Raw genomic sequence first — 25,111 nt, forward strand, 5'->3', positions numbered from 1 at the left:
GGACAGGGGGCGACCGGACGGAACCGACCCATTGACAGGGAGCCGCCGACGTGTCGAAGAAGACACCGCAGCAGGCCGCAGCCGACACGGCGCCGGTCGCCGCACCGAAGGCGCGAAGGGATCGCACCCACTACCTCTACATCGCGGTGATCGCCGCCGTGGTGCTGGGCGTGACGCTCGGACTCACGGCACCGGGCGTGGCCACGGAGCTCAAGCCGCTGGGCGAGGGGTTCGTCAACCTCATCAAGATGATGATCTCGCCGATCATCTTCTGCACGATCGTGCTGGGCATCGGCTCGGTCCGCAAGGCCGCCAAGGTCGGCGCCGTCGGCGGACTCGCGCTCGGCTACTTCCTGATGATGTCCCTGGTCGCGCTGGCCATCGGCCTGGTCGTCGGCAACATCCTGGACCCCGGGCACGGGCTGCACCTGACCGAGGCGGCGCGGGACGCGGGCGCCTCGCAGGCCAAGGGCGGCGAGGGCCTGACCGACTTCCTGCTCGGCATGATCCCCACCACCATGGTCTCCGCCTTCACCGGCGGTGAGGTACTCCAGACGCTGCTGATCGCGCTCCTGGTCGGCTTCGCCCTCCAGGGCATGGGCAAGGCGGGCGAGCCGGTGCTGCGCGGCATCGGCCACATCCAGAAGCTCGTCTTCCGGGTGCTCGCGATGGTGATGTGGGCCGCGCCGGTCGGTGCCTTCGGCGCGATGGCGGCGGTGGTCGGGGAGACCGGCGTGGACGCGCTGAAGTCCCTCGCGGTCATCATGATCGGCTTCTACACCACCTGTTTCCTGTTCGTCTTCATCGTCCTCGGGCTGATCCTGCGGGTGTTCACCGGCGTCAACATCTTCTCGCTGCTGAAGTACCTCGGCCGCGAGTTCCTGCTGATCTTGTCCACCTCCTCCTCCGAGTCGGCGCTGCCCCGCCTGATCGCGAAGATGGAGCACCTGGGCGTCAGCAAGCCCGTCGTCGGCATCACCGTCCCCACCGGTTACTCCTTCAACCTCGACGGCACGATGATCTACCTGACGATGGCCTCGATCTTCGTGGCCGAGGCAATGGGCGACCCGCTCTCCCTCGGCCAGCAGATCTCGCTGCTCATCTTCATGTTCATCGCCTCCAAGGGCGCCGCGGGCGTCACCGGAGCGGGCCTGGCCACCCTCGCCGGCGGCCTCCAGTCCCACCGGCCCGAACTGGTGGACGGCGTCGGCCTGATCGTCGGCATCGACCGCTTCATGAGCGAGGCCCGCGCGCTGACCAACTTCGCCGGGAACGCGGTGGCCACCGTGCTCATCGGCACCTGGACCAAGGAGATCGACCGGGCCCGCGTCGATGAGGTGCTGGCCGGCCGCATCCCCTTCGACGAGCGCACCCTGGCCACCGAGGACGGCCACGGCGGACCGGACGGTGCGGACGGATCAGATGGATCAGACACGGCCGAAGCCCCGGCGGGCGGCACCGTCCCCTCCCCGGACGCCGCCCGGCCGGTCAGCACCGTCAAGTCCGAGGGCGTCAACGCCTGACGCCTGATGCCTGGCACTGCCTGATGCATGCCGCTGTATCTGTCCCCTGACCACGGCGCCGGTGCCTGACCCCCCGCAGGACCGGCGCCCGACAACCGGCCGCCCCGTCGCACGCCACCTCCCCCGGTAGGCGCGGCGGGGCGGTCGGCTGTCCGGACCCCTACGACCAGGGCAGGACCAGCGCGCCCCAGGCCACCACGGGGCCGAACCCGACGATGGCGCAGGTGTAGCCGAGGACCTGACGGTAGAAGCCCCGGCGGTCCACGCCGCGGGCGTTGCTGAGGACGAGGGCGCCGTTGGTGGAGAAGGGGGAGACGTCCACGATCGTGGTCGAGACCGCCAGCGCCGCGATCAGCCCCGCGGGACTGAGGTGGCTGGAGAACAGCAGCGGGACGGCGATCGGGATGATCGCGGTCAAGATGGCCGTCGAGGAGGCGAAGGCCGACGTGATCGCGACGGTGAAGCACAGCAGCAAGGCCACCAGAAGCGGGGCGCCGATCGAGGCCGCGTGCTCGGAGATGTTCTCGATGATGCCGGCCTTCTCCAGCATCGCCACGTAGGTCATCATCCCGCCGACCAGCAAGAGCGTGTGCCAGCTGATGCCGTCCACGGCCTTCTCCTGCTGCTTCATGTCGAGCAGCGCCAGCAGCGCACCGGCCGCGAGGGCGAGGAAGCCGATCTCCAGGTGGAAGCCGAGGGCGCCGACCACCAGCGCGAGCAGCGCGGCGAGGGTCAGCCCCTGGCGCCAGGTGAGGGCGACCGGACCCGCCCCGACGGCCGTCTCCTGCCCGCCCTGCCCGTGCCCCTCGGCATGCTCGTGCTGCTCCGCCTGCTCGTGCTGCTCGCCCGCGCCGGCGGTACCACCGCGCTTGCGCAGCAGGGCGTAGGTGATCCCGGACAGGACCAGATTGACGGCGAAGCTGGCGAAGAACAGCGTCGCCGGGGCCACCGACAGCTTGGTGTCGTCCGTGAGACCGAGGACGAGCGCCCCGGACACGGCGATGGGCGAGAACGCTCCGGCGTGCGCACCGCTGATCACGAGCATGCCGCACATCAGCGGGTTCAGCCCGTACCGGAAGGCGAAGTTCATGGCGATCGGCGCGAGGATGGCGACCGCGGCCGGAGTGAAGGTGCCGAACGCGGTCAGCAGCGCGGCGACCAGGAACAGCACCCACGGGATCAGCGCGACCTTGCCGCGCACCATGCGTACGGCCGCCGAGACGAGCAGATCGATCGTGCCGTTCCGGCGCGCGATGGCGAACAGATAGGTGACCCCGACGATGGTCACGAACAGATCCGCCGGGAAGCCCTCGAAGATCTCGTCCTCGGTCAGGCCGAGCGAGGCCGTGCCGACGAGGAACGTGGCGACGAAGGCCAGGATTCCCAGGTTGATCGGCAACACCGTGCCGATCACGAACATGACGAGCAGCGCTCCTATGGAGATCACTTCAGCAGACATCATTGTCCTTGCGAGCGGGGGGGAGGGGGACTGAGGGAGAGGGGGAGTGCGACGGGGAGAGGGCGGGAGCTGGTGCCGGGAGGGGCACTTGGTGGGCCGGAGGGCGGGAGCCGAGGGGGGTGGGGCGGTGAGGGGGCGGCGCTCAGGCAGCGGTCCGGTAGGGGCCCGGCACGGAGATCGCGGCGTCGCACAGGATGCGTGCGGCCCGCTGGACGGTGACGCGGCCGAGCCCGTCCGGCGTCAGGTCCGGGTGATCGACCCGGACCACACCGGCGGGGGTGCCGATCCGCAGACTGTCATGCCGCCCCGAGCCGTCCGCGGCGGCGGAAGCGGAACCGTCCGCGGCGGACGAGAGGGCTGTGGCGATGACGGAGCCCTCGACGAGGCCCGCCACGGCCACCGCCACCGCCGAGGTGAGACCGATCGCCGGGTGCGGGGCGTTCATCGTGAGCATGCGCACCGAGACGTCGTAGTCCTCGGCGGCGATCGGCTCGCCCAGAGTGCTGGTGTAGGGGACCGGCGGGCCGACCAGCCCCACCTTCGGCACCGCGTCACCGGGCTCGGCGCCGGGCCGCACCAGGCCCATGCGCCGGGCGGCGGCCTGGCGCACCGCCCGCAGCCAGGGCACGTCGGCGCGGACCTGGGCCGGGGTCTCGGCGCCCGTGCGGCCCACCGTCGCGGCGTCCACCAGCGCGACCGGGGCCCCCGCGTCGAGCAGGCTGACACGCGGCGTACGGGCGGGCGCGGCGGGCGCGGCGGGCGCGGCGGGCGCGGCGGGCGCGGCGGGTGCGCCGGGCACGTCGGGTACGGAGCCCGCCGCGCCGGACGCCGGGCCGAGTGCCAGGTCCTCGGCCGCCGCTCCGGTGGGCAGCAGCGCGCCCGTGGAGCGGCCGGCCGGGTCGCGGAACGTCAGTCCGACGGCGACGCCGCCCGAGCGGGTGCCGGGCACCGTCTGGGTGCCGAACTCGTGCACCACGCCGCCGGCCGTGTCCACCTCGGCCTCCAGGACCGCGCCGGTGTTGGTGTTGCGCATCACCACGCGCGTCCGGTCGCCGGTGATCGGGACCAGGCCCTTCGCCACCGCGTACAGCGCGACCGCCGTGGCGCAGTTGCCGCAGTTGCTGCCCCACTCGACCGTGCCGGTACCGATACCGACCTGGGCGAAGAGATAGTCGATGTGCGCGTCACGCCGGGCCGAGGCGCTGACCACGGCGGCCTTGGACGTGGTCGGGGTCGCCCCGCCCACCCCGTCGAGCTGCACGGGGTCCGCCGCTCCGTAGGCATCGACCAGCAGTCGCTCCAGCGCTTCCCGGTCGGAGGGCACGTGCACCTGGCCGAACAGCCAGCACTTGCTGGTGCCGCCGCGCAGGAGAGTTGCAGGAATGTGCATGTCAGCCGAGATCTTCCCGTGGTTCACGAAGTTTGCGTTCCGGTTGGTGCGAAGACCTTCGCAAACCCGCGACTTGAGCACAATGCCAACTTCCTTCACCTCACTTCAGCTCAGCTAAAGTCAGGCGGTACAGTCGGCGGCGTGATGAATGTGCGCCGACTGCTGCTGCTCGCCGAGGCCGCCGAGCGCGGCTCCCTCACCGCCGCCGCACGGGCGATGGACATGACCACCTCGGCCGCCTCCCAGCAGATGTCCCTCCTGGAGCGCGAGGCCGGGCAGCCGCTGCTGGAGCGGCTGCCGCGCGGCGTGCGCACGACCCCGGCGGGCGCCGCGCTGGTCGCCCGGGGCCAGGCGATCCGCCGCGAACTACGCGCTGTACAGGGCGACTTGGACGCGTTCGCGAATCTGGACCGGGGCACCTTGCGGCTCGGCTCGTTCCCCACCGCCAGCGCCTCGCTGCTGCCGCTGGCCCTCACCCGCTTCCGGCAGCGCCATCCCCAGGTGCAGACCGTCGTGCGCGCGGGCGTGCTGACGCAGCTGTGCGAGATGCTGCACTCCGGCGAGGTCGAGCTGGCCCTCCTGTGGGACTACCAGTGGAACCGGGTCGAGCAGGACGCCTTCGAGGTGACGCACCTGCTCGACGACCCGACCGTCCTCGTCGTCCCCGCCGACTCCGAACTGGCGGACAAGGACGGCCAGGAGGACATCCAGCTCGGCGAACTGGCCGGACACGAGTGGATCATCCGCGCCGACAACCACCCCGTCGCCGACGTCCTGCGCCGCAGCTGCCACCGCGCCGGATTCACCCCGCGCATCGCCTACGAGTCCCACGACTACCAGGAGGCCCAGGCCATGGTCGCCGCGGGCCTGGGCATCGCCATCGCGCCCCGGCTGGCCCTCACCAGCCACCGGGACGACGTACGCCTGGTGCGCTTCGGCACGGACACCCCGGCCCCCGTACGCCGCATCCTGCTGGCCCGCTCCAGGACCCGCGCCGCCACCCCGACCGCACCCGTGATGACGCGGCTGCTGCGGGAGGCCGCCGCCCGGCTCGCCGCCGCGTAGCCCCGCCGGGCGGACGCGGCGGCGAACCGGCCGACAGCTCCCTCAGCCAGCGGCTCCGTCGGTCAGGGGCGCACTCAGCAGGGCCGCAGCCACACCGTGCCCAGGGGCGGCAGGGTCGGCACGATCGAGCGCGGGCGGCCGTGCGCGGCGAAGTGGCCGGCGGTGAGGGGTCCGGGGTTGCCGACGCCGCTGCCGCCGTAGCGGGCCGCGTCGGTGTTCAGCGTCTCGCGCCAGGCGGACCACTCCCCGGGTACGCCGAGCCGGTAGGCGTCGCGGACGACCGGCGAGAAATTGCTGACGGACAGCAGGGGACTCCCGTCGGCCGCGAACCGGAGGAAGGCGAACACGTTGTCGTCGGCGCCCTCCGCGGCCTGGCTGGATTCCCCCACGATCCAGGAGAATCCAGCGGGCTCCGTATCCAGCTCCCACAGGGCCGCCGCAGCCCGGTATCCGGCGTTCAGGTCCCGCACCAGGTCGCGCACGCCCCGGTGATCGGGCTCGGCGGTGTAGGAGGGGTCCAGCAGCCACCAGTCCGGGCCGTGTCCCTCGGACCACTCGGCACCCTGGGCGAACTCCTGCCCCATGAACAGCAGTTGCTTGCCCGGGTGCGCCCACATGAAGCCCAGGTAGGCGCGGTGGGTGGCCCGCTGCTGCCACCAGTCGCCGGGCATCTTGGAGACCAGGGAGCGCTTGCCGTGCACGACCTCGTCGTGCGAGATCGGCAGGATGTAGTTCTCGGAGTAGGCGTAGACCATGGAGAAGGTCATGTCGCCGTGGTGGTATTTGCGGTGCACCGGGTCCTTGCCCACGTAGGTCAGCGAGTCGTGCATCCAGCCCATGTTCCACTTGAACCCGAAGCCGAGCCCGCCGAAGCCGCCCTCGCCCACGTGGTGGGTGGCCCGGGTGACCCCCGGCCAGGCGGTGGACTCCTCGGCGGCGGTGAGCACGCCGGGACAGCGGCGGTAGACGGTGGCGTTCATCTCCTGGAGGAAGGCGACCGCCTCCAGGTCCTCCCGCCCGCCGTGGACGTTGGGCCGCCACCGGCCCTCCCCGCGCGAGTAGTCGAGGTAGAGCATCGAGGCCACCGCATCGACCCGCAGGCCGTCGATGTGGAACTCCTCGCACCAGTACACCGCGTTGGCCACCAGGAAGTTGCGCACCTCGCGCCGCCCGAGGTCGAACTCCAGCGTTCCCCAGTCCGGGTGTTCGGCGCGCAGCGGATCCGCGTGCTCGTACAGCGGTGTCCCGTCGAACGCCGCCAGCGCCCACTCGTCCTTGGGGAAGTGCGCGGGCACCCAGTCCATCAGCACCCCGATCCCCGCCCGGTGGAGCGCGTCGATCAGGTACCTGAAGTCGTCGGGGCCGCCCAGCCGGGCCGTGGGCGCGTAGAAGCCGGTCACCTGGTAGCCCCACGAGCCGCCGAACGGATGCTCGGCGACCGGCATCAACTCCACATGGGTGAAGCCCAGTTCTTTGACGTACGCCGGGAGCTGCTCGGCCAGCTCGCGGTAGCTCAGCCCGGGGCGCCAGGAGGGCAGATGCACCTCGTAGACCGACAGCGGCTCGCGGTGCGGGACGGCCCCGGCGCGGCGCTCCAGCCAGTCGGCGTCCCCCCACTCGTAGCCGGAGGCCTCCACCACGGAGGCGGTCGCGGGCGGGCACTCGGTGCGCCGCGCCATCGGGTCGGCGCGCAGCGTGTGGCTGCCGTCGGGACGCGCGATGTCGAACTTGTAGAGCGCGCCCTCCCCGACGCCGGGCAGGAACAGCTCCCACACCCCGGAGGAGCCCAGCGACCGCATCGGGGCCGCCGTGCCGTCCCAGTAGTTGAAGTCCCCCGGGACCCGCACCCCGCGCGCGTTCGGCGCCCATACGGTGAAGCGGGTGCCCGCCACACCGTCGTGCGTCATCGTGTGCGCGCCCAGCGCCCGCCACAGCTCCTCGTGTCTGCCCTCGGCGATCAGGTGCAGATCCAGCTCGCCCAGCGCGGGGAGGAAGCGGTACGGGTCGGCGGTGCGTACGTCGTCGAGACCGGGCTCGGCGCCGTAGCGGATCAGCAGCTCGTACTCGGGCACCGAGGACGGGGGCAGCGGGAGCACCCCGCCGAAGAACCCGTCGCCCTCGTCGGCCAGTTCGGCCCGCAGGCCCTTGGCGACCAGGGTCACGGCCCGAGCGTAGGGGCGCAGCGTGCGGAAGCGGACCCCGCCGCGCACCGGGTGGGCGCCCAGCAGCGCGTGCGGGTCGTGATGGGTGCCGGCCAGCAGCCGTTCGCGGTCCGCCGCCGCCAGCGGCTGCGCGAGGCGTACCCCGTGCCCGCCCCCGCCCCTGCCGCCGTCCCGGACCTGCCGGGTCATCGGTCTGCGCGCCTCGGGGACGGGCTCGCGCGCGAGCCCGGCGGGCTCGGACGGGACGGGCTCGGGTTCGGCGGACTCGGGTGCTGACGGACCGGTGCCGGTGCCGGGTGGTGGCCCTCCGGCCTCGTCGCCGGTCCTGCTTCTGGCCCGGGCTCCGGTCCGGTCTACGGGACGGGCTCCGGCCCCGCTCAGGAACGTGGCCGGAATCGTCGCCGGGGGCTGGTCGGGAGTCACGGTGTGCGCCTCCAGGTCGGTGCGTCGGGGGATGAGGAGGTGGGGGAAAGGGGGAGCGGTGGGGGAGGTGGGGCGAGAGAGGAGTGGTGGGGGCGAGAGGGAAGTGGTGGGTGGAGAATCGTTCAGCCGCTCCAGGAGGTGCCGGGCGTGGTCAGCCGCCGGATCGCCGCCATCGGAATGCCCAGCCACGCGGGCCTGTTGCGGGCCTCGTACAGCACCTCGTAGACGGCCTTGTCCGTCTCGTAGGCCCGCAGCAGAACGGCGTCCTCGCGCGGGTCCACGCCGCAGCCCTCGGCGTAACCGGCGCAGTAGGCCGCCCTGTTGGTCCGGGCCCACGCGCTGGACCAGGCATCCTCCGGGTTCGCGTCGTGCTGGCAGGCCGCGTAGTCGAAGGAGCGCAGCATTCCGGCAATGTCCTGGACGACGGGCTGGTGGGCGCGACGCTCGGCCAGCGGCCTGGCGGGCTCGCCCTCGAAGTCGATGAGCGTCCACTCGCCGCCGCAGTCACCGCCCTCACCGCCCGTCCCCTCCCTCCCGCCACCCCGGTCATCGCCGCCGTCCCGGCCGTCGCCCGCGCCGCCGTCGGCGCCCAGCACCTGCCCCAGGTGCAGGTCACCGTGCACGCGCTGGGCTGGGCGGGAGCCGCCGGCGGTGCCGAGGTCGGCCAGGTCGCGGTAGGCGCTGAGCAGCCCGTCGCGGTACGGGCGCAGCGCGGGCACCGCGGCGCTCGCGGCCTCCAGCCGGGCCGCCATCCGCTCGGCCTGCCACTCCAACTGGGCGCCCTGGAGGGTCGAGGTGGGCAGCGCCTCGGCCAGCATGGCGTGCACCCGGGCCGTGGTGCGGCCCAGTGCGCGCGCGGATCCGGTGAAGTCCCGGCGCGCGGCCAGGGCGCGCAGCGCGAGCTGCCATCCGTCGCAGGTGCCGGACAGATACGGCTGGAGCACGCCCAGGGTCAGCGACCGGGTGCGCTCACCCGGCGGACGGGAGGCGCCGTCACCCCGCGCGCCCGGCCCGGCCGCCTCCGCTGTGTCCCCGGTACCCTCCGCGCCCCCCGCGCCCCTCGCTCCGGTGTCCGCACCCGCGCTCTCCTTTCCCTGAGCGGGCGGTGCCGGGCGCGGCATCGGGGCCGCCGCCGTCGCCTCGAACCACGCGGTGGGCGCCGGCACGTGCGGGCAGCCGTGCCGGGCCAGCGCGAGTGGCAGCTCCAGGTCGGGGTTGACGCCGGGCTCGACGCGGCGGAAGACCTTGAGGATGGCGGAGTCGCCGTAGACGATCGAGGAGTTGGACTGCTCGGTGCCCAGCGGACGCGGCGTCAGCCCGGGGGGGATCTCCGCGCCCGGCTCCCGCGAGAACCGCAGCGGGCCCAGGCTGCCGGGCACCCGCAGCCGCTCCAGCAGCAAGGTGGTGAGCCGGGGGTCCTGGAGCGCCTCGTAGACGGCGCGCCCGCGCAGGGGCCCGGTCGAGGGCCGGCCGATGAGGGCGGGCCCCAGCTCGGGGGGCAGCGCGTCCCGCACGCCGAGCAGCAGCTGGTAGCAGTCGCCGCCGCCGCGCGCGTGGGGGCGGTGGAAGGGCTGGACGGACTGCTGGGCGCGGACGAGCAGATGGAGCAGGCCGGGGGTGGTGCCCCCGGAGCCGCACGGCAGTATTTCGGCCGCCGCCACCAGTGAGAACCCGGTCAGCGGGCGTCCCTTCCCCGCGAACCAGCGCTGCCGCGGCAGCCACTCCAGCAGGGGCGGCGACAAGGAGCGCAGCACCGCGGTGCCGCCTGGGTCACTGGGGGTGCCGGTCGCCGGGGTCGCGGCGAGGGGCAAGGAGCTGTCCGACATGGCGTCCTTTCCCCGGGCACACGAAAGGTACGCAGAGTGTCCCGGATTGCGAGGTCTGTTGTCCGGGTGTGCTGTGCCGTGTCGAGCGTTTTTCTCTTCCCTGCCCCTCGCCGGCTCCGGCCGGGGGGCAGCGGTCCCCTACGACTTCCTCAATCGGAACCAGTAGAAACCATGGCCCGCCAGGGTCAGCAGATAGGGGAGTTCACCGATGGCGGGGAAGCGGACGCCGCCGATCAGTTCGACGGGAACGCGGCCCTCCCACGCGCGCAGATCAAGTTCGGTCGGCTGCGGGAAGCGCGAGAAATTGTGCACGCACATCACCAGGTCGTCGCCGCCGTCCGGCAGCCTGGATTCGCGCAGGAATGCCAGTACCGAGGGGTTGGAGGAGGACAGCTCCTCATAGCTGCCGAGGCCGAAGGCGGGATTCTGCTTGCGGATCTCGATCATCCGCCGGGTCCAGTGCAGCAGCGAGCTGGGCGAACTCATCGCCGCCTCGACATTGGTCACCTGATAGCCGTGGACCGGGTCCATGATGGTCGGCAGGAACAGCCGGCCCGGGTCGCAGGAGGAGAAGCCCGCGTTGCGGTCGGGCGTCCACTGCATGGGGGTGCGCACCGCGTCCCGGTCGCCGAGCCAGATGTTGTCGCCCATACCGATCTCGTCGCCGTAGTAGAGGATCGGCGAGCCGGGCAGGGACAGCAGCAGCGCCGTGAACAGCTCGATCTGCTTGCGGTCGTTGTCCAGCAGCGGGGCGAGCCGCCGCCGGATGCCGATGTTGGCGCGCATACGCGGGTCCTTGGCGTATTCCGCGTACATGTAGTCGCGCTCGTCGTCGGTGACCATTTCCAAGGTCAGCTCGTCGTGATTGCGCAGGAAGATGCCCCACTGGCAGCCGGAGGGGATCGCGGGGGTCTTGGCGAGGATTTCGGAGACCGGGTAGCGGGATTCGCGGCGGACCGCCATGAAGATCCGCGGCATCACGGGGAAGTGGAACGCCATGTGGCACTCGTCCCCGCCCTTGGCGTAGTCGCCGAAATAGTCGACCACGTCTTCGGGCCACTGGTTCGCCTCGGCCAGTAGCACGGTGTCCGGGTAGTTCGCGTCGATTTCGCTGCGCACCCGCTTGAGGAATGCATGTGACCGGGGCAAGTTCTCGCAGTTCGTGCCCTCTTCGGCATAGAGGTAGGGCACGGCGTCCAGGCGGAACCCGTCGATTCCCAGGTCCAGCCAGAAACGCAGTGCGGAAATCATCTCGTCCTGGACAACCGGGTTCTCGTAGTTGAGATCGGGCTGGTGCGAGAAGAAGCGGTGCCAGTAGTACTGCTTGCGTACGGGGTCGAACGTCCAGTTGGACACTTCGGTGTCCACGAAGATGATGCGCGCTTCCTGGTACTGCTTGTCGTCGTCGGCCCAGACGTAGTAGTCGCCGTACGGTCCCTCCGGGTCGCGCCTGGACTCCTGGAACCATGGGTGCTGGTCGCTGGTGTGGTTCATGACGAAGTCGATGATGACCCGCATGCCCCGCTGGTGGGCCGCGTCCACGAACTCCACGAAGTCCGCGATGTCGCCGAACTCGGGGAGCACGGCGGTGTAGTCGGAGACGTCGTAACCCCCGTCCTTCAGCGGTGACTTGAAGAACGGCGGGAGCCACAGGCAGTCCACGCCCAGCCACTGCAGATAGTCGAGCTTCGCGGTGAGCCCTCTGAGGTCACCGATGCCGTCGCCGTCGCTGTCCTGGAAGGAGCGGACGAGGACTTCGTAGAAGACCGCGCGCTTGAACCACTCCGGGTCGCGGTCCGTGGCGGGTGTGTCCTCGAAGGTGTCGGGGACGGGCTCATTGACGATCATGAGTGGGTGACCCTCCGGTCGGTGAGGACGGTCGCAGGGTGCAGATGTGCGCCGGGGCCGGGGAATCACCCCCGGGCGCCAGGCGCACATAGTTGTCCCTGCCCCAGTGGTAGGTCTCGCCGGTGAGCTGATCGCACACCGGGAAGGACTCCGCGCCGCTCATCTGAGCGGCACTCAGTCCGGATGCTTCGAATTGCGTCATGTCCAACGACACCGTCGCCTCGTGGGTGTGGTACGGATCGAGGTTGACCACGACGAGGACAGTGTCGGCGTGCGGCTGCGCGCAGTGCTTGGAATAGGCCAGCACGTTGTCGTTGTCGGTGGGGTGAAAGCGCAGGTGGCGAAGCTGCCGGAGCGCGGGATGGCGGCGGCGCAGCCGGTTGAGCGTGGTGATCAGCGGAGTGAGGGAGCGGCCCTCGCGGTCGGCCGCCGCCCAGTCCCTGGGCCGCAGTTCGTACTTCTCGGAGGAGAGGTACTCCTCGCTGCCCGGGTGCAGCGGGGTGCTCTCGCACAGCTCGTAGCCCGCGTACATCCCCCACGAGGGCGACAGCGTCGCCGCCAGCACCGCGCGGATCTCGAAGGCCGGGCGCCCGCCCTCCTGGAGGTAGGCGTGCAGGATGTCCGGGGTGTTCACGAAGAAGTTCGGCCGCATGTACGCGGCGGCCTCGCCCGTCAGTTCGCCCAGGTACTCCGTCAGCTCCCGCTTGGAATTGCGCCAGGTGAAATAGGTGTACGACTGCTGGAAGCCGATCCGCGCCAGGGTGTGCATCATCGCCGGGCGGGTGAACGCTTCCGCGAGGAAGAGGACGTCCGGATCGGTGCGGTTGATCTCGGAGATGACCCGCTCCCAGAACGCCACCGGCTTGGTGTGCGGGTTGTCCACCCGGAAGATCCGCACCCCGTGGTCCATCCACAGCCGCAGCACCCGCAGCGTCTCCTCCGTGATGCCCTGACAGGCGGCCGGGTCGGAGTCGAAGTCGAGGGGATAGATGTCCTGGTACTTCTTCGGCGGGTTCTCCGCGTACGCGATCGCGCCGTCGGCGCGCTTGCGGAACCACTCGGGGTGCTCCTTGACCCACGGGTGGTCGGGCGAGCACTGGAGCGCGAAGTCCAGCGCCACCTCCATCCGCAAGTCGCGGGCGCGGGCCACGAAGTGGTCGAAGTCCGCGAACGTGCCCAGGTCGGGGTGGAGCGCGTCATGGCCGCCGGCGGCCGAGCCGATCGCCCAGGGGGAGCCGACATCGTGCGCGGCGGCGGACAGCGCGTTGTCCGGGCCCTTGCGGAAGGCGTCCCCGATGGGGTGGACCGGCGGCAGGTACACCACGTCGAAGCCCATGGCCGCCACCGCGTCCAGCCGCTCGGCGGCCGTCCGCAGCGTGCCGCTCACCGGCGGCTTCCCGGCTCTGACGACCGCGCCCTCGGAGCGCGGGAACAGCTCGTACCAGGACCCGAACAGCGCGCGAGCGCGCTCGACTTGGAGCATCAGGGGGCGAGAGGAGGAGACCAGCTCGCGTAGCGGATGACGGTCGAGGACCGCGCCGACCTCGGGCGTCAGGGCCGCCGCCAGGCGGGCGGCGCCGCCGCGCCCCGCGTCGCGCAGCGCGTCCACGGCCTGCAGCACGACCGCGCGGCCCTCGTGCTTGGGCACCCGCTCGGCCGCGCGCTCGTGCAGCAGGGCCCCTTCCTCCAGGGTGAGTTCGGTGTCGATGCCCGCCGGGATCTTGATCTTCGCGTGTTCGCGCCAGGTGCGCACCGGATCGCTCCACGCCTCGACGGCGTACGTCCAGCGGCCCTCGGCGTCCGGGGTGACCTCGGCGCCCCAGCGGTCGGTGCCCGGCGCCAGCTCGCGCATGGGCGTCCACGGCCCGGCCCGGCCCGAGGGTCCGCGCAGCACCACATTGGCGCCGATCTCCCCGTGTCCTTCCCTGAAGACGGTGGCCGAGACCTGGAAGGTCTCGCCCGCGACGGCTTTGGCTGGACGGTTTCCGCACTCGACGAGGGGCTGGACATCGAGCACGGGAATGCGACCGATCATGGGCTCACCTGGGGGCATAGCGGGAGATACCGGACTGTCCGTACTTTCTATCCGCTCAGCGGATGCCTTCCGGGACGCGGACAGGCCCCCTCCAGCGCGCGTTCACCCAGGTGGAGGGCCTGTCGCTGCACGGCCTTTTCGACGGTACGGGAAGCAGCCCGTCCCGCAAGAGCACGGCCGCTTCCCCACCGGAAGGGAAGGGGAGTTCACGCCGTCCGCAGCCGCCCTCTGCCACGCCGCGACGGGCCGCGCGCGCATGGCCGCGCGTGGCCCGTCACGGGGGCGGGAGCGGCTGTGACACATGGCGGCGCCGGAGCGGGGTACACCGGGCGCCCGTCCCGCGCGGGGAACATATGCCCGCGCCCGGCCCCGCCCCCGGCCGCTCCCCGGCCCCGGCGCATCCGGCGGCCGGCCCGCCCCGGTCACCGGGGGCGACCGGGGCGGGCTGGTGCTCCTTACCCGTAGGAGATGTCGCTCTCCTTGTAGAGGCAGCAGGTCCTGCCGTCCGGGCCCGCGCCCGTCTCCTCGGGCTCGTCGCCCGAGCTGTTGCCCTCGAAGCGGACACAGGGCTTGATCTTCTTGTTCTTGTCGCCGAGGATCCGGATCCGGCTGAGCTTCGCGGTGCCGCCGTAGTTCTCGTTGACGCCGACCAGCGACTTGCCCGGCGCCTTGGCCTCGATGTCCGACAGCTCCACATGGCGGTCGGTCTGATCCGAGCAGTCGCCGCAGGAGCGGACGAGCTTGCCGAAGTCCTCGACGGCGAACCCGCTCACCTTGAGGGTGCCGCCGCCGTTGAACTGGAGCACCTTGTCGTCCGCGCCCCGGGCGCCGCCGCTCCTGACGGTGTAGGTGGCGATGTCGCCGCCCCGGAAGGTGGCGGCGTCCTCGCCGACGTCCTCCCACCACACGTTCTCCAGGGTGCAGGAGCCCTCGCAGTGGATGCCGTGGTGAAGAACTTCCTGCGGTGGTGATGGGCCATCTTCTCGATTCCTTTGTCGTGGGGGATGGACAGGTGGAGCGGGAGCTGAAGGGAATTGATGGGAACTGAAGAGAACTGAACGGGACTGAAAGAAACTGAACGGGACAGCGCCGTCCTGCGCTGCCATGCACCAGTTGCCGCCGCGGGCCGAAAGGTTGCCGTGCGCCGAGCGGTTGCCGCCGCCGCACGGACGGCTACGGTCATCCCGTGAAGGCCATTCGACGTTTCTCCGTGCGCCCCGTCCTTCCCGAACCCCTCCGCCCACTCCACGAGCTGGCCCGCAATCTGCGCTGGTCCTGGCACCGCGAGACCCGAGACCTGTTCCGCTCCGTCGATCCCGAAGGCTGGGAGCGTGCCGGCGGCAACCCCGTCGCCCTGCTGGGCGCCGCCTCCCCCGAGCGGCTGGAGCGGCTGGCCGGTGACCGGGGGTTCCTGCGGCGGCTGGCCGTGGCCGCCGGCGACCTCCAGGACTATCTGGAGGAGCCGCGCTGGTATCAGCGGGCGGGCGAAGCGCTGCCCACCGGGGTGGCCTACTTCTCCCCCGAGTTCGGCATCACCGGAGCCCTGCCGCAGTACTCGGGCGGACTCGGCATCCTCGCGGGCGACCACCTCAAGGCCGGCAGCGACCTGGGCGTCCCGCTCATCGGCGTCGGCCTGCTCTACCGGCACGGCTACTTCCGCCAGTCGCTGACCGCCGACGGCTGGCAGCAGGAGCACTACCCCGTCTTCGACCCCAACGAGCTGCCCCTGAGCGTGCTGCGCGAGCCCGAGGGGCACACCCCCGTCCACGTCGAGCTGCGGCTGCCCGGCGGACGCACGCTGCGCGCCCACATCTGGCAGGTCCAGGTCGGCCGCGTACCCCTGCTGCTCCTGGACTCGGATGTCGAGGACAACGCGCCCGGCGAACGCGAGGTCACCGACCGGCTCTACGGCGGCGGCAGCGAACACCGCCTCCTCCAGGAGATGCTGCTGGGCATCGGCGGGGTGCGTGCCGTCCGCGCCTACTGCCGGGTGACGGGCCGGCCCGAGCCCGAGGTCTTCCACACCAACGAGGGCCACGCCGGCTTCCTCGGCCTGGAGCGGCTCCGCGAACTGCGCGCGGCCGGGCTCGGCTTCGACGCCGCGCTGGAGACCGTCCGGGCAGGCGCTGTCTTCACCACCCACACCCCCGTCCCCGCCGGGATCGACCGCTTCGAGCGCGAACTGGTCGCCCGGCACTTCGGCGACGACGGCGAACTCCCGGGGCTGGACGCCGAGGACGTGCTGCGTCTCGGGTCGGAGGACGGTCGCCACTTCAACATGGCGGTGATGGGCCTGCGCCTGGCCCAGCGCGCCAACGGCGTCAGCACCCTGCACGGCGAGGTCAGCCGGGAGATGTTCGCCGCGCTGTGGCCCGGCTTCGACGCCGCCGAAGTACCCATCGGCGCACTGACCAACGGCGTTCACGCGCCCACCTGGACGGCCCGCGCGGTGCCCGCCGACCCCGGCGCCGCCAAGGACACCGAGCTGTGGGAGATGCGCCGTACGCTGCGCGAGGAACTCGTCCACGAGGTGCGTGCCCGGCTGCGCGGCTCCTGGCGGGAGCGCGGCGCAGCCCGGGCCGAACTCGGCTGGATCGACACCGTCCTCGACCCCGAGGTGCTCACCATCGGCTTCGCCCGGCGCGTGCCCTCCTACAAGCGGCTCACGCTGATGCTGCGCGACCCCGAACGGCTGCGCGCGCTGCTGCTGCACCCCCGGCGCCCCGTCCAGATCGTCGTCGCCGGCAAGGCACACCCCGCCGACGACGGTGGCAAGCGGCTCATCCAGGAACTGGTGCGCTTCGCCGACGACCCGAAGGTGCGCCACCGGATCGTCTTCCTGCCCGACTACGGGATGACGATGGCCCGCAAGCTCTACCCCGGCTGCGACGTCTGGCTCAACAATCCCCTGCGCCCCCTGGAGGCGTGCGGCACCAGCGGCATGAAGGCCGCGCTCAACGGGTGCCTCAACCTGTCGGTGCTGGACGGCTGGTGGGACGAGTGGTACGAGCCCGACTTCGGCTGGGCCGTCCCCAGCGCGGACGGCGCCGCCGCCGACGACGAGGAGCGGCGCGACGACATCGAGGCCGCCGCGCTCTACGGCCTGGTCGAGGACCACATCGCGCCCCGCTTCTACGACCGCGCGCCCGGCGGGGTCCCGCTCCGCTGGGTGGAGATGGTCCGCCAGACCCTCACCCGGCTGGGCCCCAAGGTGCTGGCCGAGCGGATGCTGCGCGGCTACGTCGAGACGCTCTACGCCCCGGCCGCGCGGGCCCACCGCGCGCTGGATCCCGGTGCCGCGGCCTCGCTGGCGGAGTGGAAGGCACGGGTGCGCGCGGCCTGGCCCGGGGTCACCGTCGATCACGTGGAGACGGCGGAGGGCTCCGGCGGCGGCGAGGCACTGGAGGTCGGCTCCTGCCTCACGCTGCGGGTACGTGTGGCACTGGGCGGTCTGGCCCCCGACGATGTGGAGGTCCAGGCCGTCGCCGGGCCGGTGGACGGCGCCGACCGGATCGAGAGCGCGGGCACCGTCCACACCCCGCTCAAGCCGCGGGGCGGGCCCGGTCTGGAGGGCACCTGGCTGTACGAGGGCCCGCTGACGCTGGGGCGGACGGGGGCCTTCGGCTACACCGTCCGCGTCCTGCCCGCCCACCGGCTGCTGGCCTCCGGCGCCGAGTTGGGCCTGGTCGCCGTCCCGCCGGAGGGGGTCGGGGACGCTGTGGGGGAGGGCGCCGGGGTGCTCATGCGGTGAGGGGCACATGAACCGAGGTTGGCCCCGCATGGCACGGGTCCCGCCCCCGGAGGCGAACTCCGGGGGCGGGACCGTTTGTTGTGCGGTCCGGCCGGGGCGGCCGTCAGCTGCCGGTGACGTTCACTCCGGTCCAGGCGGCGCCGACCGCCTTGACCTCGGCGCTGTCCTTGCCGTACAGGTCGGCCGCCGCCGCGAGCGTGGCGCGCCGCGCGTCGGCGTAGTCGGTGGTGGAGGTCATCTGCTCGGTGAGGGCCTTGAACCAGATCTGTTCGGCCTTCTCGATGCCGATGCCCTCCAGCTTCGAGCCGTCCTTGGTGGGCGAGTTGTACTTCACGCCGTTGACCTCGCGCTCCCCGCTGCCCACGGACAGCAGGAAGAAGAAGTGGTTGGCGATGCCGGAGGAGTAGTGGACGTCCACGTCCCCGGCGTTGGCGTCCCAGAAGTCCAGCGACTGGCCGTCCTTGCTGGGCTCGTCCATGTAGCGCAGCGGGGTGCCGTCCCCGTTGATGTCGATCTTCTCGCCGACGAGGTAGTCGGGCACGTCCTCGGGGCTGTCGGCGTTGAACTCGACGGCGGCGGCGAAGATGTCGGAGGTCGCCTCGTTCAGGCCGCCCGACTCGCCCGCGTACTCCAGGTTCGCGGTGGTCGAGGTGACGCCGTGGGACATCTCGTGCGCGGCGACGTCCAGCGAGGTGAGGGGGTGCTTGTTGCCCTCGCCGTCGCCGTAGGTCATGCAGAAGCAGGAGTCGTCCCAGAAGGCGTTGACGTAGCTGTCGCCGTAGTGGACCCGGCTGACCGCGCCCTTGCCGTCGCCCGCGATGCCCTCGCGGCCGTGGACCTTCTTGTAGTAGTCCCAGGTCTGGCCCGCGCCGTAGTGCGCGTCCACGCCGGCCGTCGCGGGGTCGTTGACGGAGCCGTCGCCCCACTTGTCGTCGCCGTCGGTGAACAACTCGCCGTCGCCGGACTCGGAGTTCTTGAGGTTCGTGGTCTTGTTGCCGCCGCGGCCCTCGTCGAGCATCGAGAACTTGCCGTCCGAGCCCGAGGTGCCGATCTCCACCTCGCCGCTGTACTGGCTCTTGCCGGTGCCTTCCTTGATGCCCTGGAACTCGAAGAGCTTCTTGCCGCTCTTCGCGTCGGTGATGACGTGCAGCTGGTTGGGCGCGCCGCTCTTCTGCACGCCGCCGATCACCGTCTCCCAGGCCAGGCGGGCCTTGCCCTGGGAGGCCCAGACGACCTTGCGGGGCGCCTTGCTGCCCTTCGCCTCGGCGGCGGCGGGTTTGTGGGCGGCGGGCGCGTCCGTGCTGAGGTCGAGCTTGGCGGTGCTGGCCTTGGTGGCGCCGGTGCGCTTGCCGTCGGCGTTCTTGTGGACGACCAGGTCGCCGCCGAGGACGGGCAGTCCGTCGTAGGTGCGCTCGTAGCGGGTGTGGGTGGCGCCGTTCTTGTTCTTGATCACGTCTTTGACGTGGAGCTGTTCCTTCGAGCCGAGACCCAGGGCGCGGGCGTCGGCGCTCTTGGCCGCCTCCGAGTCCGCGGCCTTGACCAGCTTGATGTGCTGGGCGGCGCTCAGCTTCGCGGGCAGCGCGCCGCTGGCGGAGGTCTCTCCGCTGGGGGCCGCGCCCGCCGTGCCCGCGGTGATGCCCGCCGCGACGAGCGCCGCCGTGGCGGCGAGGGCGGATATCCGCTGCTTGGTGGTGAGTGCTCTCACTTCGGTGGCTCCTTCTGCCGTGGGGACCGGGCGGCATGGGCGATCAGCCGTCCGGGCAGAACTGAAGTGCGGTGCACCGCGCGGGCGTACGGCAGACGTGGCGCCGCCTTACGGATCTCCCGCTCCGTGCGCTGGGCAGACTGCCACTTTCATCGTGCACATGTCATCGGGAATGCCGGGCTCCGCCCGCAGGTTGGCCAGATTCTGTTCGTTAGTACGAAGTTCACGCACGCATTACGGACACGTCGGCCCCGAGGTCCGGACCGGGGGCCCGCGGGCCGAGGGGCTCATGGGTCGAAGGGCCGCGGGGCCCAGAGGCCGCGGGGCTCAGGGGGCTCAGGGGCGGGAGGAGTCCCGCAGGCGGTCGCGGCGATCCGGATTCACGCGTTCCATCCCCTCTCCGCGGGTCCCGGCGACGGTATCCCGGCACGTCAACACGTTCGTGATGGGCCCCGGCCCCGCCTGGGCCGGCCCGTCGCCGCGCGGGTGCCGCCCCGGCGTGGGCGGCGGGAGGGCGCAACGCTCCCCGAGGGCACGGGAGTCGGCGGCGCCGGGGTGCTCGTGAGCGGGTATACGGCGGACTTGTGTGATGATGCGCGAATAACGACCGGTCTTGGGGGCCGGATGCGGATATACGGGAGCGCGTCGTGGACAAGGGCGAGTCGTCCATACCGGACGAGGACTGGGAGAGATTCCTGCGGGGGGCCGGGGCCGGTGGGGACGACGTCCCCAAGGAACCGTCGGCGCGGGCCAGGATGGTGACCCGGCGACTGCGCGAGAAGCCCGGCCGGCCCGAGGGATGGCGGGCCCACCGGCCGCCCCGGCCGCGCGGGATCAGGGGCTGGTACGCGGTCGCACTGGTGGCGGCCGGAGTCACGCTGGTGGTGACGCTGGCCGGCGCGTGGCCCGCCGGCTGGTTCGGCGGCGGCGACGCCGGCAGCGCGCCGCTCTCCGCCGAATCGGGACCTCCGGACCGGGCGCCGGCCACGGAGGCGGCAGCCGAACGGCCCACCCTCGACGAGCCGTTCCGGGGCTCGCCCGCGGCACGCTGGGCCGACGGGCGGGAGGGGATACACCTGCCCGCGCCCCGGGCGACCGGCTGGATGAGCGAGGCACAGACGGCCAAGGCGCTCGACCGCTCCCGGGACTTCCTCGCCGCTTCCGGCCTGGACCCCCGCGTGCTGCGCGGAGAACGCCCGCGCGCGGCGATCGCGCTGATCAACCCGCACCAGCGGGACGTCCAGAGCTATGTGAAGAAGGCGTTCGACGCCCCCGGCCGGAAGAACGACCCGCTGCTGCTGTTCAGCCGCTTCGCACCGGGGAAGGCGCGGCTGGTCGGGGACGTGGTCAAGACCCGGGGCCGGATCACCTACCGGGAAGGCGAGCGCGGCGCACTGGAGGTGACCGCCGACGTCACCTACGTCTACCCCGTCACCCGGCCCGACGCGGACAGCGGCGAGGTGGTGCGCACCATCGTGCGCCGCGAGATCGTGCTGAGCTGGGACGACCCGGCGAAGGTGCGGACCGGGCCGGGCACGTTCTCGCTCGTCTCCTACAAGACGGACACCACCAACGGGGGCTGCGGCCCCCGCTCCGGGTACTTCGTCCCCGAGTTCGGCGCCGGACGCGCGGCCGAGGGCTCGCGGGGCGGCACCCGGGTGGATCCCTACGACCGGAGCACGTCCGTGCGCGCGGGCACCCAGGAGGCGGCCGAAGCGGGCTGCGGCACCGCCACCCGCTCCTGAGCCGCGCGCGCCGCTCCCGGGGCGGTTGGCCGCACGCGCCGCCCGCTGCTCCCGGACGCCGTCCGCCGCTCCCGGACAGGGACGGCGGGCGGCGACGGCGCCCCGGACGGCGCCGCGCCCGCGGTCAGGCCAGGCTCTCGCGCCAGGCGCTGTGCAGGGCGGCGAAGCGGCCGGTGCCCGCGATGAGTTCGGCCGGCGGGCCGTCTTCCACGATGCGGCCGTCGGCCATGACCAGGACCCGGTCCGCGATCTCCACCGTCGAGAGCCGGTGGGCCACGACCACCGCCGTGCGGCCCCGCAGCACCGTGTCCATCGCGTGCTGTACGGCCCGCTCGCCCGGTATGTCCAGCGACGAGGTCGCCTCGTCCAGGATGAGCACCGACGGGTCCGCCAGCAGGGCGCGCGCGAAGGACACCAACTGCCGCTGCCCTGCGGAGATACGGCCCCCGCGCTTGCGGACATCCGTGTCGTAGCCGTCCGGCAGCGCCGCGATGAACTCGTGGGCGCCGATGGCCTTCGCGGCCTGCTCGATCTCCTCACGGCCGGCCTCGGGACGGCCGATGGCGATGTTCTCCGCGACCGTGCCCGAGAACAGGAACGCCTCCTGCGTGACCATGACCACGCCCCGCCGAAGCTCCGCCGTCTCCAGGTCGCGCAGATCGGTGCCGTCCAGCAGCACCCGCCCCGTGGTCGGGTCGTAGAAGCGGGCGACCAGCTTGGCCAGCGTGGACTTCCCGGCGCCCGTGGCACCGACGACCGCGACGGTCTGCCCGGCGGGCAGCGTCAGCGCGAAGCGGGGGAGCACCTCACCGCCCGTCCGGTAGGCGAAGTTCACCCCCTCGAAGACGACCTCGCGCCCCGGCAGGCCGGCCCGGCGAGGCGGCAGCGCCTTGGGCCGTGCCGGCTCGGGCACGGACGGGCGCTGTGCGAGCAGCCCGGCTATCTTCTCCAGCGAGGCGGCGGCCGACTGGTAGGAGTTCAGGAACATTCCCAGCCGGTCGATCGGGTCGTAGAGCCGGCGCAGATACAGCGCGGCGGCGGCCAGCACCCCCAGCGCGAGCCCGCCGGAGGCCACCCGGTAGGCGCCCCAGAGCACCAGCGCGGCGAGCGTCGTGTTCGCCACCGCGCGGGAGAGCACCACATAGCGGGCCATCTCCAGTATCGAGTCGCCGTTGACCTTCAGATGGCGGCCGTTCAGCTCGGCGAACCGGGCGTCGTTGGCACGCTCGCGGCGGAAGGACTGCACCGGCCGTATCCCGTTCACGGTCTCGGCGAACTTCACGATGACCTGCGCGATCGCGGTCGACCTGCCCCGGTACACGCGCAGCGAACGGCGCCGGAAGTCGGCCACGAGCAGCCCCAGCGGCACGAACGACAGCAGTGCGGCGGCGCCCAGACCGGGATCCAGCCACAGCAGCGTGATCAGTATGTAGACCACCGACAACAGCACGGCCAGCAGCTCCTGGAGCCCCTCGTCGAGCAGTTCGCGCAGGGCTTCGACGTCGGTGGTGGCCCGGGATATCAGCCGCCCCGAGGTGTAGCGGTCGTGGAAATCGACGCTGAGGGCCTGCGCCTGCCGGTAGATGCGCTCGCGCAGCTCCTTGAGAGCCCGCTGGTTGATGCGCGCCGCGGCGATGACGAACGCGTGCTGGAGCCAGCCGGAGGCCACCGAGCACACCAGGTAGCCGATGCCCACGGCGATCAGCGGACCGTAGTCGTGCTCCTCGCGCAGCGCGGGCAGCGCGGCGTCCAGGGCGAACGCGACGAGCAGCGGGCCCGCCTGGACGGCCGCCTGCTGGAGCAGCAGCAGGACGACGGCGACGGCCACCCGGCGCCGGTGCGGCGCCAGGAGCGAGCCGAGCAGCGCGCGGGAGGCGCCCTTGGGCGCGGGCAGGACGTCGCGGTCGAACGGGTCGCCGGCGTGGGCGGGCTGGGCGGGGGCGCCGTCGTTCGGGCCGTCGCCCGGGCCGGGGCCGGGGTCCGTCCCGGGGGCGGGGCCCGGACCGGACGGGGCGGGCGCCGGATCTTCCGTTCCCGGGGTCGTTCCGGGGGGCGTCCGGGGGGTCGCCCCGGGGCTCGTCCGGGGGGTGGGGCCGGACTGCGGAGCTTCCGCTTCGCCGGGCTCGTCCGGGTTTCTCCTGCCGGGCACGGTCGAGGTCAAGACCTGCTCCCTTCGGTCTCGTACGCTCCCTGCTCCCGGGCCGCCTCCGGTTCGCCCGACATCAGCGCGGCGTACTCGGCGTGGGTGTGGAGCAGTTCGTGGTGGGTGCCGACGGCGGTGACGCGCCCGCCGGACAGCAGCGCGACCCGGTCGGCGAGCATCACGGTCGAGGGGCGGTGCGCGACGATCAGCGCCGTGGTGCCGGCCAGCACCTCGCGCAGTGCCGACTCGACGGCCGCCTCCGTGTGGACGTCGAGCGCCGAGAGCGGGTCGTCCAGTACGAGGAAGCGGGGGCGGCCGACCACCGCGCGGGCCAGCGCGAGGCGTTGACGCTGGCCGCCGGAGAGGCTGAGCCCCTGCTCGCCGACCTGGGTCCTGGCACCCTGGGGCAGCGCGGCGACGAACTCGGCCGCCTGCGCGACCCGCAACGCCCGCTCCAGCGCCCCCGGTTCGCCGTCGTCACCCGCGCCCGCGCCGTCATCCACCCCCGCTTCCGCCCGCGCCTCCGCTTCCGTGCTCTCCTCAGACCCCGGGGGCGCTACGTGAAGGCCCGCGTGTCCCATGAGGACGTTCTCGCGGACCGAGGCCGAGAACAGCGTCGGTTCCTCGAAGGCCACCGCCACCCGGGCGCGCAGTTCGGCGCGGGGCAGGGTCGCCGTGTCCGCGCCGTCCAGCAGGATGCGCCCGGCCGTCACTTCGTGGAGGCGGGGGACCAGTGCGGTCAGTGTCGTCTTGCCGCTGCCGGTCGCACCGACCAGCGCCATCGTCTCGCCGGGGCGTATGTGCAGGTCAACGCCGTCGAGCGTGGGCGGGGCGGTAGCGGGCGCGTCCGGATAGCGGAAGACGACGCCCTCGAAGCGCAGCCCGCCCGTGTCCGCCGCGCGCGCTCCGTCCTCGGCCGCGCGCGCTCCGTCCTCGGTCACGCCGCTGACCGGTTCGGCCACGCCGCTGTCCCGTTCGGCCACGCTCTTCGGCCGTGGGGTGTCCGGGGGCACGGGCTCGTCCATGACGTCGAAGAAGCGGTCCGTCGCCGTCGCCGCCTCGTTGCTCATGGCGAGCAGGAAGCCGATCGACTCCACCGGCCAGCGCAGGGCCAGCGCCGTCGAGAGGAAGGCCACCAGCGTGCCCGCCGACAGCTCGCCGTCCGCGACCTGCACCGTGCCCAGCACCAGCGCGGCTCCGATGGCCAGTTCGGGCAGCGTCATGATCAGCGCCCAGATGCCCGCCAGCAGCCGCGCCTTGCGCAGCTCGGTCTCCAGCACCCGGCCCGACAAGGCGCGGAAGGCGCGGGCCTGGCTGCGGTTGCGGCCGAAGCCCTTGATGATGCGCACGCCCAGGACGGCCTCCTCGATGACCGTCGTCAAGTCGCCCAGCTGGTCCTGCGCGGTGCGGGCCACCAGCGCGTACCGCGCCTCGAACACCGAGCAGACCAGCACCAGCGGTATCACCGGCAACAGCAGCACCAGCCCCAGCGTCCACTGCTGGGCCAGCAGGATGGCGCAGCCGACCAGTATGGTCGTCCCGTTGACCAGCAGGAACGTCAGCGGAAAGGCGAGGAAGAGCCGCAGCAGCTGGAGGTCGGTCGTCGCGCGCGAGAGCAACTGGCCGCTGGCCCAGCGGTCGTGGAAGGAGACGGGGAGCCGTTGCAGCCGCTCGTAGAGCGCGCCGCGCATCGACGCCTCCACGCCCGCGAGCGGACGCGCCACCAGCCAGCGCCGCAGCCCGAACAGCGCGGCCTCGGCCAGGCCGACACCCAGCAGCAGCGCGCCGCCCAGCCAGACCCCGCCGGTGTCCCGGTGCGCGACCGGGCCGTCCACGATCCACTTGAGGATCAGCGGGATGACCAGGCCGATGCAGGAAGCGAGCACCGCGACGAAGGCGGCCGTGGACAGCCGCGCCCGCACCGGGCGGACATAGGGCCACAGCCGCAGAAGCGAACGCACGGCGGAGGATTCGCCCTTCACGGGGGTGTCGGGGGTCGCCGGCTCGGCGCTGTTGGGAGTCATCAGCGCGAGAGT

The 25,111-nt window shown here is 72.3% G+C and carries 13 protein-coding genes and 1 pseudogene; 4 read left to right on the forward strand and 10 right to left on the reverse strand.

The genetic code is table 11. The features are described 5' to 3' along the window. The first annotated feature begins 50 nt into the window (after positions 1–50). Positions 51–1,523: a cation:dicarboxylate symporter family transporter gene (locus ABD339_RS08135; RefSeq protein WP_344563686.1), complete on the forward strand. Its 1,473-nt coding sequence runs from the start codon at positions 51–53 to the stop codon at positions 1,521–1,523. A 160-nt stretch (positions 1,524–1,683) separates the two neighbouring features. On the opposite strand, the gene ABD339_RS08140 is transcribed toward ABD339_RS08135, so the two are convergent. Together ABD339_RS08140 and ABD339_RS08145 are read right to left on the reverse strand one after the other, a co-directional pair. Further along, the gene (locus tag ABD339_RS08140) at positions 1,684–2,982 is read right to left on the reverse strand and encodes an SLC13 family permease (RefSeq protein ID WP_344563688.1); all 1,299 of its coding nucleotides are present in this window, start codon (positions 2,980–2,982) and stop codon (positions 1,684–1,686) included. 142 nt (positions 2,983–3,124) lie between these two features. Then, a complete protein-coding gene (locus tag ABD339_RS08145; RefSeq protein WP_344563690.1) occupies positions 3,125–4,372 on the reverse strand; it encodes a PrpF domain-containing protein in 1,248 nt (415 codons plus the stop codon). 141 nt (positions 4,373–4,513) lie between these two features. On the opposite strand from ABD339_RS08145, the gene ABD339_RS08150 reads away from it, so the two are divergent. Next, positions 4,514–5,437 (forward strand): LysR family transcriptional regulator, encoded by a 924-nt coding sequence (locus ABD339_RS08150; protein WP_425575923.1) that lies wholly within the window; start codon positions 4,514–4,516, stop codon positions 5,435–5,437. A gap of 74 nt (positions 5,438–5,511) precedes the next feature. Here ABD339_RS08150 and glgB read toward each other — a convergent pair whose 3' ends face one another. The 5 genes and pseudogenes from glgB to ABD339_RS08175 form a co-directional block, all read right to left on the reverse strand. Then, positions 5,512–7,788 (reverse strand): 1,4-alpha-glucan branching enzyme, encoded by a 2,277-nt coding sequence (glgB, locus tag ABD339_RS08155; RefSeq protein ID WP_344563806.1) that lies wholly within the window; start codon positions 7,786–7,788, stop codon positions 5,512–5,514. Positions 7,789–8,144: 356 nt separating this feature from the next. Beyond that, positions 8,145–9,848 (reverse strand): maltokinase N-terminal cap-like domain-containing protein, encoded by a 1,704-nt coding sequence (locus ABD339_RS08160; protein ID WP_344563692.1) that lies wholly within the window; start codon positions 9,846–9,848, stop codon positions 8,145–8,147. A gap of 138 nt (positions 9,849–9,986) precedes the next feature. Then, positions 9,987–11,696: a maltose alpha-D-glucosyltransferase gene (gene treS, locus ABD339_RS08165; protein WP_344563694.1), complete on the reverse strand. Its 1,710-nt coding sequence runs from the start codon at positions 11,694–11,696 to the stop codon at positions 9,987–9,989. Next, entirely contained in the window at positions 11,683–13,731 is a 2,049-nt protein-coding gene (locus tag ABD339_RS08170; protein ID WP_344563696.1) for an alpha-1,4-glucan--maltose-1-phosphate maltosyltransferase, read from the reverse strand. Before ABD339_RS08170 ends, treS begins: the two co-directional genes overlap by 14 nt. Before the next feature lie 455 nt (positions 13,732–14,186). After that, positions 14,187–14,675, reverse strand: a pseudogene (locus ABD339_RS08175) (pectate lyase); the annotation flags it as partial. Positions 14,676–14,917: 242 nt separating this feature from the next. On the opposite strand from ABD339_RS08175, the gene glgP reads away from it, so the two are divergent. Continuing rightward, complete coding sequence (glgP, locus tag ABD339_RS08180) at positions 14,918–17,482, forward strand: alpha-glucan family phosphorylase (RefSeq protein WP_344563698.1); 2,565 nt, start codon at positions 14,918–14,920, stop codon at positions 17,480–17,482. Positions 17,483–17,585: 103 nt separating this feature from the next. On the opposite strand, the gene ABD339_RS08185 is transcribed toward glgP, so the two are convergent. Next, positions 17,586–19,187, reverse strand: a complete 1,602-nt coding sequence (locus ABD339_RS08185; protein ID WP_344563699.1) for a M4 family metallopeptidase — start codon at positions 19,185–19,187, stop codon at positions 17,586–17,588. Positions 19,188–19,834: 647 nt separating this feature from the next. Here ABD339_RS08185 and ABD339_RS08190 point away from each other — a divergent pair. Continuing rightward, a complete protein-coding gene (locus tag ABD339_RS08190; protein ID WP_344563700.1) occupies positions 19,835–20,932 on the forward strand; it encodes a hypothetical protein in 1,098 nt (365 codons plus the stop codon). Between the two features lie 124 nt (positions 20,933–21,056). Here ABD339_RS08190 and ABD339_RS08195 read toward each other — a convergent pair whose 3' ends face one another. Together ABD339_RS08195 and ABD339_RS08200 are read right to left on the reverse strand one after the other, a co-directional pair. After that, positions 21,057–23,093 (reverse strand): ABC transporter ATP-binding protein, encoded by a 2,037-nt coding sequence (locus ABD339_RS08195; protein ID WP_344563704.1) that lies wholly within the window; start codon positions 23,091–23,093, stop codon positions 21,057–21,059. After that, on the reverse strand, positions 23,090–25,099 hold the full coding sequence (locus ABD339_RS08200) for an ABC transporter ATP-binding protein (RefSeq protein WP_344563706.1): 2,010 nt from the start codon (positions 25,097–25,099) through the stop codon (positions 23,090–23,092). Before ABD339_RS08200 ends, ABD339_RS08195 begins: the two co-directional genes overlap by 4 nt. Positions 25,100–25,111 lie beyond the last annotated feature (12 nt).

This window comes from Streptomyces axinellae, assembly GCF_039532135.1.
Lineage (GTDB): Bacteria > Actinomycetota > Actinomycetes > Streptomycetales > Streptomycetaceae > Streptomyces > Streptomyces axinellae.

Excerpts from the sequence above, each read along its gene's own strand:
- ABD339_RS08140 (WP_344563688.1), bottom strand. The coding sequence starts at position 2,982 with ATGTCTGCTGAAGTGATCTCCATAGGAGCGCTGCTCGTCATGTTCGTG.
- ABD339_RS08145 (WP_344563690.1), bottom strand. The coding sequence starts at position 4,372 with ATGCACATTCCTGCAACTCTCCTGCGCGGCGGCACCAGCAAGTGCTGG.
- glgB (WP_344563806.1), bottom strand. The coding sequence starts at position 7,788 with ATGACCCGGCAGGTCCGGGACGGCGGCAGGGGCGGGGGCGGGCACGGG.
- ABD339_RS08160 (WP_344563692.1), bottom strand. The coding sequence starts at position 9,848 with ATGTCGGACAGCTCCTTGCCCCTCGCCGCGACCCCGGCGACCGGCACC.
- treS (WP_344563694.1), bottom strand. The coding sequence starts at position 11,696 with ATGATCGTCAATGAGCCCGTCCCCGACACCTTCGAGGACACACCCGCC.
- ABD339_RS08170 (WP_344563696.1), bottom strand. The coding sequence starts at position 13,731 with ATGATCGGTCGCATTCCCGTGCTCGATGTCCAGCCCCTCGTCGAGTGC.
- ABD339_RS08200 (WP_344563706.1), bottom strand. The coding sequence starts at position 25,099 with ATGACTCCCAACAGCGCCGAGCCGGCGACCCCCGACACCCCCGTGAAG.